Below are 14,638 nucleotides of genomic sequence, written 5' to 3' on the forward strand. Positions count from 1 at the left end.
CAAGAACTCGTAAGTTCCACAGGTGAGGTGAATGTATCGTTAATGAACCCTATCCATGAAATGAATGAGAAGAAAAAGCTCATTATTACCACAGCACTCAAGCTGTTCTCAGCCAAAGGCAGTGCTGCAACCTCCATGCAGGAGATTGCAGAGATATGCGGGATGTCGAAAGGCAGCCTCTACCTCATGTTCAAATCCAAAGAGGAATTAGAGGCCAGTACGATGGAATACTGCATATTCACGCTCATGGACGAAATGTCCCAGATTGAACATGAAGCTGGGCTCACTTCGAGAGAACGTCTGCACAAACAGATTGAAACACTGCTTGTCCATGTATCCGAGCTGAAGGAATTTTTACGCGTGCAAATGCGCAGCATGATGATGGATGAAGAGCAGCATCGCAAGGAAAAGTGCAAACCGAAAAACAAGGATCTGGAGATCCGTACCCTGCACTGGTTTAAGGACAAACTGGAAGATCTGTACGGACCGGAGATTGAACCCTATACCATAGACCTTATTATGCTCACGCATGGTCTGTTCCTCTCCTACGTCAAAATCTGGTTTACGGAAATGCCCTCCCTTACCGTATCCAAGATGGCAAGCAACATGCTGCAAACGATCGATTATGCAGCTCGCGGATTGCTCGATCAACGCCCCGCCCCTCTGGTTCCTTTGGAACATTGGCCAGCATGGAGCAGCGATTCAGATACAGATTCGACAATGATGCGTCATCCCATTCATATCATCAAACAAATGAAGGATATCATCACTTCTGATATGCCTCCAGGGCAATTACGCAATGACGCGCTGGAGACCATCGCCATCCTGAGACAGGAAATGATGGAATTCACACCGCGACGTGCCATTATTCTGGGCATGATGCGCAATCTGGATCACATTCCTGTCATCCAGCCATTGCACACCGAGCTTCAGCACATTATGGATGCCATGTATAGCCGGTTCATCCAGGCTGACTCGTCACAACAATAAAGAAATACAGGGAGAAACAGAGAGGAGAAGAAACCATCGTATGAAAGGAATCATTAATTTTTCACTGAACAACAAGTTTGCAATCTGGATTCTGACCATCATCGTTTCCTTCGCCGGTTTGTACAGCGGACTGACGATGAAACAGGAGACCATTCCAAACATCAATGTGCCATTCTTGAGTGTTACGGCCATTGATCCAGGTGCGGCTCCAGAAGGTATTGTCGAGGATGTCACCAAACCACTCGAACAGACCTTAAGAAATGTAGAGGGAATTAAGACACTCACCTCCACTTCCATGGAGAATGCCTCTTCCATCACCCTCGAATTTGATTATGGTACCGATCTGGACAACGCTACCGCAGCGGTACGCGAAGCACTGAATGAGGTGCAGTTGCCTGATGGGGTACAGAAACCTACGATCTCGAAGTTCAGCATCAACTCCTTCCCGGTTGTCTCGCTCAGCTTGTCTGACAAGGACGGCGGCGATCTGGAACAATTGACTCGACTGGTTGAAACGGATATCCAGCCTGCACTCGAAGATATTGACGGTGTAGCTCAAGTCCAAGTTTCCGGCCAATATGTTAAGGAAGTTCAACTGAAGTTTGACCAGAAAAAAATGAATGAACTCGGTTTGACTGAAGATACAGTCAACGGCATCGTTCAAGGCTCTTCTGTCCGTGTACCACTCGGACTGTTCGAACTGGACAAAGCGCAGAAAGCTGTTGTTGTTGATGGCAATATCATCGATATGGATGATTTGAAAAATCTCGCCATTCCGGTTGTACCAAGCGGTGCAGGAGCAGGCAGTGGTTCGGCCACAGCACCACAAGGCGCCGGCGCACAAGCTGGCGGGGCAGCTCAAGGCTCTGCACAAGGTTCTGACCAGGCTGCAGGACAAGCCGCTGGCGGAAATGCCAGCGTGGGCAGTGCTTCAGGTGCCGCTAACGCACCTGGAATTCCAACGGTTAAATTAAGCGAGATCGCCAAAATTGAAGTCATTGGTCAGGCGGAATCCATTTCCCGGACAGACGGTAAGGAATCCATCGGGATCTCCATCGTTAAGTCCAATGATGCCAATACCGTTGATGTCGTGAAGGCAGTTAAAGACAAAGCGGAAGAGTTGCAGACGCAGTTCAAAAACGCAGAGTTGACTGTTTTGCTCGACCAAGGTAAACCTATCCAGGACTCCGTAAACACGATGTTGTTCAAAGCAATGTTTGGTGCTTTGTTCGCCATTTTGATCATTCTGTTGTTCCTGCGTGATATTCGTTCCACCATTATTTCCATTATCTCCATCCCGCTCTCCTTGCTCATTGCATTGACAGCACTGAATATGATGGACATTACGCTGAACATGATGACCCTGGGTGCCATGACGGTTGCGATTGGACGGGTTGTCGATGACTCCATCGTTGTTATCGAGAATATCTATCGTCGATTGACACTCAAGGGAGAGAAACTTAAAGGCCGTGAATTGATCCGGGAAGCTACTCGTGAAATGTTCATTCCGATCCTTTCTTCCACGATCGTAACCATTGCGGTATTCCTGCCGCTGGCACTGGTAAGTGGTATGGTCGGTGAGCTGTTCATGCCATTTGCCTTGACGATGGTCTTTGCTTTGCTGGCATCCCTGATTGTAGCTGTTACGATTGTACCAATGCTGGCACACACGCTGTTCCGCAAAGGTTTGAAGAACAAGCAGAATCATGAGGAAAAACCAGGCAAGATGGCGGAAGCTTACAAACGACTCTTAAACTGGACATTGTCACACAAACTTATCACCGTCGGCGTTGCTGTATTGCTGCTTGTCGCCAGTTTGTTCCTGTATCCGTTCATCGGTGCAAGTTTCTTGCCGGAACAACAGGATAAATATGTGACCATTACGTACAGCCCGGAAACTGGAGCTTTGCGTGAAGATGTAGAAAAAGAAGCACTTGTAGCCGAGAAATGGTTGCTGACGCAGCCAGGTCTGGAGAAAATGCAGTATTCCATCGGCGGCAGCAATCCACTGAGCAGCATGGGTGGAGGCAGCTCCAACTCTGCTCTCTTCTATATCGAATATAACGAAGATACGAAAGACTTTACAAAAGTGAAAGAACAGCTTGTGGAAGGTCTGAAAAAAGAAGTTACTGTAGGAACCTGGAATGAGCTTGATATGTCCGGGGGTCTGGGAGGCAGCAGCTTGAGCCTTTCCATCTATGGTGACAACGTAGATCAGATCAAACCTGTCTCAGATGAAATTCTAAAACTGGTTGAAGCAGATACCGAATCTTTTGAAAAAGCCGACACTACGCTCTCCGATACCTACGGGCAATACACGCTCGTCGCGGATCAGGAGAAACTGAGCTCGCTGGGTCTGACAGCTGGCCAACTGGCTATGACGCTCAGCCCTGCACGTGAACGCCCTGTGCTCACAGAAGTGGATATCGACAACAAAACGTATAAAGTCTATGTAGAGACTGACAAAAAGACATTTACTAGCATTGCTGATATTGAAAACGAAAAAGTTACTTCACCACTAGGCATTGAAGTACCAATCAAAGATGTCGCGAAAGTGGAAGAAGGCACTTCACCGAACTCCATCATGCGTATTGATGGCAAAGTCGTTGTGCAGGTGTCAGCCAACATTTTGGCTTCCGATGTACAAAAAGCATCATCTAACTTGCAGGCGAACATCGACAAACTGGATCTGCCAGATGGTGTTGAAGTGAAGTTTGGTGGTACAACCGAACAGATTAATGACACGTTTACCCAACTTGGTCTGGCCATGCTGGCAGCCATTGCGATTGTGTACTTTGTGCTTGTTGTTACGTTCGGCGGTGGATTGGCGCCATTTGCCATCCTGTTCTCCCTGCCATTTACCATCATTGGTATTATGGTCGGCCTGTTCGTAGCTGGCGGTACGCTTGACGTATCTGCCATGATGGGTGGACTGATGCTTATCGGGATCGTGGTCACCAATGCCATCGTCCTGATCGACCGTGTTATTCACAAGGAAAAAGAGGGAATGCCTACACGTGAAGCCTTGCTGGAAGCCGGAGCAACGCGTCTGCGTCCAATCCTGATGACAGCTCTGGCTACCATTGGTGCCTTGCTGCCACTGGTGACAGGACTTGAAGAAAGCGCAGGGATCATCTCGAAAGGTCTCGGAATTACCGTAATCGGCGGTCTGATCAGCTCCACGCTGCTGACTCTGGTTATCGTGCCAATCGTGTATGAGTTCCTGATGAAGTTCAAAAAGAAAAGAATTGAAGATTAATCACACCTTCTGTTGATCGAATTAAATCATTATTCAGAATTAAGATAAGCTTCTAACATAGAACACCCCTTAGTCCACATTAGAATGGTTTGTACATTCTGATCTCCGGCTAAGGGGTGTTTTACATTTAACTATAATTTCTTAGCATCGGTCATAGAAACATCTAGATGTTAGATAGAACTACATAGGAATAATCCATTTTGTTTTATTTCATAAAAGGAAGAGATCATTTTGTAAAATAAAACAAATGAACGTGAGATTTCAGCTCATCTGCTGTTAACAGACTTATAATCAAAACAAACGCTATTCAGAAGCTCGACTTACAAAGCGGTATGTAGAACTGCATGTATTTGTGGGAAGGACGGTGGTTGTGTGGGGGAAACGACGCTGCATATTCAGATGAGAGACATGCTAAAACGTCCGGTGTTCCGCAAGGCTGAGGTGCTCGCCAGTGAACGGGCCTTGGAGCGATATGTTCGTTGGGTACATATCATGGAGGTTACCGAAGTAGGCAACTTGCTGAATGGCGGGGAATTGGTGCTAACGACTGGCATTGGCTGGCAGGATGATGAAAAGCAGGGACTGTCTTTCATGCGCCAGTTAATTGCTCGTGGAGCCGCGGGACTCTGTATCGAATTGGGGGCCTACACCAAGTCCCAGCTTGGACCCATGAAGGAACTAGCAGCAGAAGCCGATTTCCCACTGATCTGGTTCCACGAACAAGTACGTTATATCGATATTACACAGGACCTGCATTTCGCCCTGATTCGCAGCCACCAGCGTATGCTTGCCGAGCTCGATAGCCTCACCACCTCGTTCAACCAACTTCTTTTGAATGGAGACGGTGTACAACCACTGCTCCGACTATTGTCTCGAACAACAGGTTACCCTGTAGCGCTATATCCACTGGATGGGGAAGCAAGTGCCGTTCCCTACTGCCCTCCAGCCCAATTGGAGATTCGTCGGCAGGAGTGGTTGTCACGTCGTGGTCATTCGGACGACGAAGATCATTTGGGAGATCATTCCGTGCAGAGGAATCATTCGGTGCATTCACTGGATGCACTCACTCTGCCTGTTCAGGCGCTTGATTATGAATTTGCCGATCTGGTGCTAATGCTTGACAAGCTGACGGATCACGAACCGGAATCCTCTAACAGACCCTCTGATGAATTCATCATCCAGGCATTGGAACGTTGCGCAGCCGCTATTGCTCAGGACTGGATGCGCACCAAATACATGGAGGAAAAGCGACGCTACAAGGAAGATATGTGGGTCATTGACTGGCTTAACGGACATCATTCTGCGAAAGAAATTCATGAATATGTATCTGCCGCCAACGCCCAGCTTGCTTCTGGAATAGGTACCGTCATTTTGTTCGATAGCAATCCCAACTACACAGACAGTCTCAAGCTACAGAAACTGCTAATTCAACGCAATATCGTTGCCCGTTCCGTGTTCTCACGGGAAGGATTTTCCCTGTACAGCACCGTGCTAAACCACCAGATCATTCTGATTATTCTTGACCCTTTACCTGGATCTCAGCGGAAAAGCAGTCTTTGGCGCTGCATTGAACAGTTACAGCAGCATGAACAGGAACAGACCCATCGCCTCTTCTCGGGTCTGTTCGGCATCGGTCACAGCTGTGCTGATCTATCACGTCTGAAAGACAGCCTTGAGGCAGCCAAAGATACCCTGCGCATTCAGAAGGACATCGGTGTGATGCAGCAACCCTTTTATAGTAATCTTCACTGTTATCGCATTATTGCCAGCATGAAGCAGAGCGGCAGTCTGGATGATTTCATTGAGGAATATCTCGGACCAGTCATTTGTTACGATGCCGAAAAAGGCGGTCAGTTGTTACGTACGCTTAAACAATATTTTATTCTATGCTGCTCCAAGCAGGAGACGGCCACGGCTTTGTTTATCGTCCGACAGACGTTATATCACAGATTGCACAAAATTGAGACACTCCTGGGTGATGACTACACCCTCCCCGAGAAACGTGTCGCCATCGAACTAGCTATCTATGCATACGAATACGTTCATGGACCACTCGCGTGACCTTCTACGCTCCTTTTTGCTCCTGAAGCTGCCTAATCAGGATATGACTGAACCACTTCCGTCCAGACGCCGTACCCACATATTGCTCCTGTTTTTCTCCGGGAAGGTCGGGGTGCCCCCACACGACATGAGCACCCTCCAGATGTTCCCGAACGGCATAAATGCGATAACCCTGCGCCACCATTCGTTCAATCGCTATCTTTTCCGTTTCAAATACATCATGGTCAGACATCAGCTTCACCCTCCATTCACTGCCGTCACAGGCTGTCTTACAGGTAATGGTGCACCGGCATTATATTTGTCACGCTTCACATAGCGACCCTCGCCTGCCACTCCGGCAAACTGCCGGTCCCGAATCACATATTCCCCGCGGCATAACACCGTCACCGGACATCCCTGGATATGCATGCCTTCAAAGGCGCTATAGTCCACATTCATATGGTGGGTAGCTGCCGAAATTACCCTTGAGATAGATGGGTCAAAAATGACAATATCCGCATCTGTCCCCACAGCAAGGGTTCCTTTCTGCGGAAATAACCCAAATAACTTGCTTGCCCGTGTAGAGCATAAATCTACCCATTGATTAAGCGAAATCCGTCCCTTCACTACCCCTTCGGAATATAAAATGCTGAGCCGATCCTCAATGACAGGCCCGCCATTAGGGATTTTGCTGAAGTCATCCCGTCCCAGATCCTTCTGTCCCTTGAAGTTAAACGAACAATGATCCGAGCCAATTGTCTGCAACTGACCGCTCTTAAGTGCATTCCACAGCACTTCCTGATGAGGGGCTTCACGCAGCGGTGGGGACCAGACATACTTCGCACCTTCAAAATCCGGTTGATCCATCTTGGATTGATCCAGAATTAAGTACTGCGGACAGGTCTCGCCCCAGATTCGATAACCCATGTCTCGCATACGCGCAATCTGCTCCACAGCTTCAGCACAGGTGACATGCACCACATAAAGCTGTGAATCGGCAAGTGCTGCCAATCGGGCCGCACGCCCTGTAGCCTCTCCCTCCAGCATGGAAGGTCGAGTAAGTGCATGGTGGATCGGCTCGGTTCTTCCATCCGCCAGCGCCTGCCGGACCAGCAGATCAATAACATCGCCGTTCTCGGCATGTACCATGACGAGTGCACCGTACTCTTTGGCCTTTTGCAGCGTCTGAAAGAGAATGCCATCATCGGCCTGGAACTGATTTTTATAAGCCATGAACACCTTGAAGGAAGACACACCCTCTTCTTCAATGATCTGTGGCAGTTCCTCCAGCACCTGATCATTCATCTCGCCAATCATCAAATGAAACCCGTAATCAATGGCGGCCTTACCCTCGGCTTTGGTATGCCATTCCTGTAGGGATTCCAGCAAGGGTCGGCCTTTTTGCGTCAAACAGAAATCAATGACTGTCGTTGTGCCGCCGAAGGCAGCAGCTGCGGTTCCTGTTGCAAAATCATCCGCCGTCACCGTTCCGCCGAACGGCATATCCAGATGAGTATGCGGATCTATCCCGCCAGGGATGACATAACAGCCAGACGCATCCACAACTTCCGTTCGTTCATCCGGCACAAGTCCCATGCCAATCTGCACGATCTTTCCATTTTCAATGTAGATATCCGCTTCAAATGTATCCGACGCTGTGACCAACATTCCGTTACAAATCAATTTACGATGACTCATGATATCGCCTCCTTGGTGGATTGATCTCTGGCCGATTGCAGCAGGGCAATCGCAGATTGACGGTCATTCCAGGTTAATGGTTCCTGTTCATGTTCGATCTCTACCATCTCAATTGCTCCGTCCACCGGACAGACAATCGAGCACAGATTACATCCGACGCAATCTTCCTCAACGACCTCCAGATAGGAGCCAGAGGGATCAGACAGCATATCAATACATTGATGCGAGGTGTCTTCACAGGCGATATGGCATTTGTTGCAATTGATGCAGACATCGCGGTTGATGCGGGCTACCACTTTGTAATTCAAATCGAGATTGCCCCAATCGGAATAACGCGGAACCGTTTGGCCAATCAATTCAGATACACTTCGCAGACCTTTCTCATCCAAATAATCGTTCAAGCCATCGATCATGTCCTCCACGATACGGAAGCCATGATGCATGGCTGCGGTACATACCTGGACCCCCGTCGCGCCCATAAGTAAAAATTCTGCGGTATCCCGCCAATCGGATATGCCTCCTATACCGGAGATGGGCACACCAACTTTCGGATTGCGCGCACACTCAGCAACCATGTTCAGCGCAATCGGCTTCACAGCCGGACCGCAGTAGCCGCCATGCGCCCCTTTGCCACCTACATGCGGCACGGTATTCCATGAATCGAGATCCACACCCGCCAGGGAGTTGATCGTATTAATCAGGGAAATCGCATCCGCACCGCCACGTACGGCCGCCCGAGCAGTCGCCGTAATATCTGTGATATTGGGCGTTAGCTTCACAATGACAGGTGTGGTCGCCACTTCCTTCACCCACATCGTCTGTAATTCGACCAGATCCGGTTGCTGACCAGACGCTGCTCCCATACCACGCTCGGCCATGCCGTGCGGACAACCAAAGTTCAGCTCCAGCCCGTCTACGCCGACAGCTTCAACTTTCTTCACAATCTCATGCCACTTCTCGCGTTTCGGTTCTACCATGAGAGAAGCAACCACTGCCCGATCCGGGAAACGCCTCTTGGTCTCGGCAATTTCACGCAGATTCACCTCTAGCGGACGGTCGGATATTAACTCAATATTGTTAAAACCCGCGACGCGCTGTCCGCCAAAATGGACGGCTGCAAATCGCGAAGAGGTATTAATGATTGGCTCGCCCAACGTCTTCCAGACTGCACCACCCCAGCCTGCTTCAAAGGCGCGCTGAACCTGATATCCGGTATTCGTCGGCGGCGCCGAGGCCAGCCAGAATGGATTGGGCGATCGAATACCTGCCAGATTAATGGATAAGTCAGCCATAACGATCCCTCCTTGGTGTGGTTTGAACTCACAATGGTGTTTGTTTGAACTTCACACGTTACACAAGAACCTCACGTATTACGAGGAATTCTGCTTCATCAGGTTTAATTTGAGTGGTTGGTGTTGCCAAGCTGTTGGCATAATCTGTTGCATACATTCTAACGAACCGTACACCTCTAATCTCATGCCGTCTCTTCCACTTGTCCGGGCAACGCCTTCATTACCGATGCAGCCGCCAGCTTGCCCTGCTGTGCTGCGGAGACCACCATCGCTTCGCCCTGCCCCTGTCCGAAGATAACATCTCCTGCCGCGTAGATCTGTGGATGGGACGTACGGTACGTCTGTGGTTCCACTTCAACAACGCCCCAGTGATGACGCAGGCCAAATGCCTCAATTAATGGCAGCAAACGGTTCTGTCCAATGGCTCGAACAACGGTGTCACATTCAAGCATGAACTCAGATCCCTCTATCGGCACAGGCAGTGCCCGACCACCTCCAGGTGGAGTAACCAGCTTCATTTTCACACATTCTATAGCCTGAACCCGCCCATTCTCGTCTCCAATAATGCGCTTCGGCATAGTGAACCAACGAAATTCCACACCTTCCTGCTTCGCAAATGTATATTCAAAGGCATATGCTGTCATCTGGCTCTCCCCGCGTCGATAAAGCATCTGCACACGCTCGGCCCCCAGGCGTACCGAACAGGTCGCTGCATCCACTGCCGTATTGCCCGCACCAATAATGGCAACCTTCAGACCGTTCAGCGCCGGAGGCACACCCTGCTTCGTGGATTCCACCAACTCTATGGCATCATAGACACCTTCCAGCGTCTCTCCTTCAATGCCAAGCATCGGAACAGCCCCCATCCCGCAAGCCAGAATAACGGCTTCGTGCTGCTCCAATAACTCGTCAGCGGACACATCCACCCCAATACGCACACCATAGCGAATCTGCACACCTAGTGCTTGCACCTGTTCGACTTCCCATAAAGCTACGGATTCCGGTAGGCGAAAGGACACGATACCATACGTGTTCAGCCCTCCGCCTTTCGCTTTGGCTTCATAGATTGTCACCTCATACCCTGCACGCCCCAACTCTCTGGCCGCAGACAATCCCGCTGGCCCTGCGCCTACAACTGCAACACTTCTTCCGTTGGCAGGCGCTGCCTTGAATAACGGTTCATTCTTCGTCCGTGCCCAGTCTGTTGCATATCGCTGCAAATCACCGATCCGAATCGGCTTGGATGACTCGTTCAGTACACAAGCGCCTTCACACAGTTCCTCTGTCGGGCAGACCCGTGCACAGCTAGCACCTACCGGGTTGGCTTCCATAATGGTCCGAGCCGAGCCTTTGAGGTGACCTGTCGAGATTTTTTTGATAAACGAAGGAATATTAATGTCGGTTGGACACGCCTTGATACACGGTGCATCATAACAGTACAGACAGCGGTTCGATTCCTCCATCGCTTCCTTGCCCGTCATTGCAGGCTTCATTTCGGTAAAACGACTCTCCCATCCGTAATCGGACAACGTTGCTCCTGCGCTGTTCATCATGTCTTACACCTCCAAGGTTGATCTCTGTTATCCCCAAATTTTTATTCCAGGCCACTGCTACAGGTTAACGAGATGTTCGTAGGTCTCAGGCCGTCGATCGCGGTAAAATTGCCACACATTGCGTACTTCCCGAATCAACTCCGTATCCATCTCGCCAATGATAACCTCATCCTGATCCCTGCTGCCCATGGCAACCATCCTGCCTCGCGGGTCCACCAGATACGACTGACCATAAAATTCACCCATATTCCATGGCGATTCCACTCCCACTCGGTTAATGGCAGCCACATAATAGCCATTAGCTACCGCATGGGCAGGCTGCTCCAGCTTCCACAAATATTCCGATGTTCCGGCTACCGTTGCGGAAGGGTTGAATACAATCTCAGCACCAGCCAGCCCAAGAAGTCGTGCTCCTTCCGGAAAATGACGATCATAACAGATGTACACGCCCACTCTGGCGTAGGCTGTATCAAATACCGGATAGCCCAGATTACCGGGTCTGAAATAATATTTTTCCCAGAATCCATTCGTGCCTTCGCCTGCTTCCACATGCGGAATATGATGTTTGCGGTATTTCCCCAGGTAGGAGCCGTCCGCATCTATAACAGCAGCCGTATTGTAGTACGTAGCAATTCCTTCTACCTCATATACAGGCAAAATGATTACCACCCCAAGCTCCTTGGCGAGCTCCTGAAAACGCCTGGTCGTCGGTCCTTCCGGCACCTGCTCGGCAGATGCATACCACTTGGAGCTCTGCTCCGTGCAGAAGTAAGGTCCGTAGAACACTTCCTGCAAGCCAATAATCTGTGCTCCACGAGCAGCCGCTTCACGCACCAGTGCAATGTGTTTCTGAATGGCGGCCTCCTTATGCACTTCAACTGGGGCCGAGCCTTCAACCTCGTGCGAAGCCTGAATCAATCCGATACTGATTTTGCCCATAATGTCACATCGCCTCCTTGGGAAATGGTTTGATATGGACAGCTTTTACACGTCCGTCCCGTTACTCGCAATTTCCGGGCTGCACATCTGCCTGATCGTGCGGTACAACACTTCTGTACCGAGAGCAATGTCCTCGGGCGAAGAATACTCACTTGGATGATGGCTGACCCCATCTTTGCTGCGAACAAAGATCATGCCATAGTCACACACGTAAGAAAGGGCCAGCGCATCATGGAACGGTCCACTCATCAGCTCTGGTAAAGGCAGGCCGATCTCTTCGGCAGACGAGCGAATGGCATTCTTGATTCGTTCTGCACAATATCGCGGTTCACTGTTGGTATCTTCGGTCAAGGAGTAGGTCAGGCCATATTTCGAGCTGACGTCATCCAAAAGGCTCATTAACCTTCCTTCAAGCCGATTTCTACGCTCCATCTCCATATCTCGCAAATCAACCGTAAAGCTGACCTGCTCAGGAATAATGTTGCGTGAGTCCGGGAAGACACGGAGGCTCCCCACGGTCCCTACTGTCGGAGCTTCCGGTTCTTCTCTGACCATATCGTCAAAAGCCGCAATGACCTTGGCGCTGCCCACCAGCGCATCATGACGCATCCCCATTGGTACGGAACCGGCATGCCCTGCCATGCCTTTCATTGTCACCGTGAGCCACAAAGGGCCAGAGATGCCAGTCACCAGACCTACCGGAGCGGCCAGCGATTCGAGAACAGGTCCTTGCTCAATATGCAGCTCCAGATAACTGCCAATCGAACCAGCCGGATAGATCGCTTCGGCGAATTGTTCGGGTGCACAGCCAAAGGCCTCCAATGCCTCTCGTCGGGTCACCCCATTTTTGTCCTTTCGCTCCAATTCTCCCTCTTCCAACTGTCCGGTTATGCCACTTGAACCAAATAATCCTTTGTTAAAACGCGAGCCCTCTTCATCACAAAAAGCAATGACCTCAATGGGCATCCGAGGGCGAATGCCTTGTTCCATCAGACACTGTACAGCTTCCAGCGCGCCAAGGACGCCGATGGCTCCATCATACCGACCGCCATACGGCTGGGAATCGATATGTGAACCAATCATAAGGATCGGCAGGGACGAATCTGTACCTTCAAAGCGACCAATTAAATTGCCAAACGGATCAAGCCGAGTCACAAGCCCAGCCTCTTCCATCCAAAGGCGAACCTGGATAATGCCCTCCATGTCTTCTGGGGTTAAGGCTAGTCGACAGACACCCGTCTCCATAATTCGGCCAATACGGGACAACTGTTCAATTCGATCATCCAGACGCAGCTGATTGATGATTTTCCCGGTAGTGGTCTGCACCCTCCATCGCCTCCTTATGCATATTCGCAAGTACGATATAAATAAAGATCCCACCTAGATTTCCGCTTCGCCCTCCATCACTACCCTGCATCCAAACTGCGTAGTGCAGCCAGCAAACTACCAGCGATCAGGTCCAATTCTTCCTCAGTGGTGACAAACGGCGGTGAGATGGTCAAAATATTCGCAAATCCCGGCACGGTATCGCCGTTCTTGCCAATCAGGACGCCGTCCTGTTTGCAGCTTGCCAGTACTTTCATGACCTTATCCGCATGAGCAGGCGAACCATCGGCTTCAATCAGCTCCACCCCGCAGGCAAAGCCAAATGTGCGGATATCTCCAACCACCGATAACTCCAGCAGCGGCTCCAGCTTATCCCGAAGCAGGTATCCAAGTTCATCAGCACGGCTGACCAGATTCTCTCGTTCCAGAATTTCGAGATTCGCCAGTGCCACCCGGCAGGATACAGGATTGCCCCCGAACGTATTCACATGACGAAAGTGTGAATCGGGTCCAGGTTCTCTGAACGTGTCATACAGATCCGCTCGAACGGCTGTCGCCGATAGTGGAGCGTACGCACTTGTCATACCCTTTGCCATCGTGACGATATCGGGCTGCACTCCGTAATTCTGATGACCGAATTTTTGCCCGGAGCGGCCAAATCCGCAGATGACCTCATCCACAATTAACAGCACGCCATAACGTTCACAAATCTCCTGCACGGTACGCATGTACTCCGGAGGCGGGACAATCATGCCGCCCCCTGTAATGACCGGTTCCATAATGACCGCAGCTACCGTCTCCGGCCCTTCCCAGCGAATAACCTCTTCATAGATAGTGGCGCATTCCAGTCCGCATCCATCCTTAATTCGTCCAAACGGACAGCGGTAGCAATAGGGAGGTGGTACATGAGAAAAGCCTACGCCCAGCGGCTCGTATTTGATTTTGCGGGCGGCTTGCCCGGTAGCGCCCAGCGCACCCATGGAGTTACCGTGGTAGGCGCGGTGACGGGAGATGAATTTGTGACGGGTCGGCTCACCATTCTGGTGATGAAACTGACGGGCTATTTTGAACGCCACCTCATTGGCATCTGAACCCGAGTTGGAGAAGAAGATGCGATACTCCCCCTCCAGCCAGTCGTTCAGCTTCTCTGCCAGCAGAATCGCCGGCTCATGGCTCTGGGTCATGGGCACGTACGCGAGAGCTTTCATCTGCTCATAGGCACTTTGGGCAATTTCCTCGCGTCCATGCCCAACGTTCACACACCACAGTCCCGACATCGCATCCAGATACCGTGTGCCATCCTGATCCGTGATCCAGCTGCCCTCCCCGCTAACGGCAATCATCGGATGATCGTTATGAGGCGAGATGTGATGCCACACATATTTGCGATCCTTTTCCAGCCACTCTTCCTTCGTACCACCAAGCGGTTGGGGTTGCTGATCCACTGAGCTCATTCGTCTTCCTCCTCTCCAAGCTGAACCTATGGACTTTACACTTGACCACTCCGATTGCAGTAATTATTTCCGAACGCTCCACGCTTA

At 50.4% G+C, this 14,638-nt stretch carries 10 protein-coding genes; 3 read left to right on the top strand and 7 right to left on the bottom strand.

The features are described 5' to 3' along the window. The first annotated feature begins 60 nt into the window (after positions 1–60). The 3 genes from G3352_RS16605 to G3352_RS16615 all read left to right on the top strand — a co-directional run bounded on the left by G3352_RS16605 (position 61) and on the right by G3352_RS16615 (position 6,310). Positions 61–990: a TetR/AcrR family transcriptional regulator gene (locus G3352_RS16605; RefSeq protein ID WP_163758102.1), complete on the top strand. Its 930-nt coding sequence runs from the start codon at positions 61–63 to the stop codon at positions 988–990. A gap of 40 nt (positions 991–1,030) precedes the next feature. Beyond that, on the top strand, positions 1,031–4,249 hold the full coding sequence (locus G3352_RS16610; protein ID WP_163758104.1) for an efflux RND transporter permease subunit: 3,219 nt from the start codon (positions 1,031–1,033) through the stop codon (positions 4,247–4,249). Positions 4,250–4,621: 372 nt separating this feature from the next. Next, positions 4,622–6,310: a PucR family transcriptional regulator gene (locus tag G3352_RS16615; RefSeq protein ID WP_345940769.1), complete on the top strand. Its 1,689-nt coding sequence runs from the start codon at positions 4,622–4,624 to the stop codon at positions 6,308–6,310. A gap of 4 nt (positions 6,311–6,314) precedes the next feature. Here the strand turns inward: G3352_RS16615 and G3352_RS16620 are convergent, their stop codons facing one another. From G3352_RS16620 to G3352_RS16650, 7 genes are all read right to left on the bottom strand, one after another. Continuing rightward, on the bottom strand, positions 6,315–6,542 hold the full coding sequence (locus G3352_RS16620) for a hypothetical protein (RefSeq protein WP_163758106.1): 228 nt from the start codon (positions 6,540–6,542) through the stop codon (positions 6,315–6,317). A gap of 5 nt (positions 6,543–6,547) precedes the next feature. Continuing rightward, complete coding sequence (gene hydA / locus G3352_RS16625; RefSeq protein ID WP_163758108.1) at positions 6,548–7,987, bottom strand: dihydropyrimidinase; 1,440 nt, start codon at positions 7,985–7,987, stop codon at positions 6,548–6,550. Then, a complete protein-coding gene (gene preA / locus G3352_RS16630) occupies positions 7,984–9,279 on the bottom strand; it encodes an NAD-dependent dihydropyrimidine dehydrogenase subunit PreA (RefSeq protein WP_163758110.1) in 1,296 nt (431 codons plus the stop codon). The genes hydA and preA overlap by 4 nt, the downstream gene beginning before the upstream one ends. Positions 9,280–9,461: 182 nt before the next feature. Continuing rightward, positions 9,462–10,829 (bottom strand): NAD(P)-dependent oxidoreductase, encoded by a 1,368-nt coding sequence (locus G3352_RS16635; protein ID WP_163758266.1) that lies wholly within the window; start codon positions 10,827–10,829, stop codon positions 9,462–9,464. A 60-nt stretch (positions 10,830–10,889) separates the two neighbouring features. Next, on the bottom strand, positions 10,890–11,771 hold the full coding sequence (locus G3352_RS16640) for a nitrilase-related carbon-nitrogen hydrolase (RefSeq protein WP_163758112.1): 882 nt from the start codon (positions 11,769–11,771) through the stop codon (positions 10,890–10,892). Between the two features lie 45 nt (positions 11,772–11,816). Continuing rightward, the gene (locus G3352_RS16645; RefSeq protein WP_163758114.1) at positions 11,817–13,097 is read right to left on the bottom strand and encodes a hydantoinase/carbamoylase family amidase; all 1,281 of its coding nucleotides are present in this window, start codon (positions 13,095–13,097) and stop codon (positions 11,817–11,819) included. An 80-nt stretch (positions 13,098–13,177) separates the two neighbouring features. Continuing rightward, positions 13,178–14,551, bottom strand: coding sequence for an aspartate aminotransferase family protein (locus tag G3352_RS16650; RefSeq protein ID WP_163758115.1), 1,374 nt, complete (start codon positions 14,549–14,551; stop codon positions 13,178–13,180). Between the last annotated feature and the right edge of the window lie 87 nt (positions 14,552–14,638).

Origin of the sequence: Paenibacillus sp. ALJ109b, from assembly GCF_010747435.1 — a bacterium.
In the GTDB taxonomy this organism is placed as follows: Bacteria; Bacillota; Bacilli; order Paenibacillales; family Paenibacillaceae; genus Paenibacillus; species Paenibacillus taichungensis.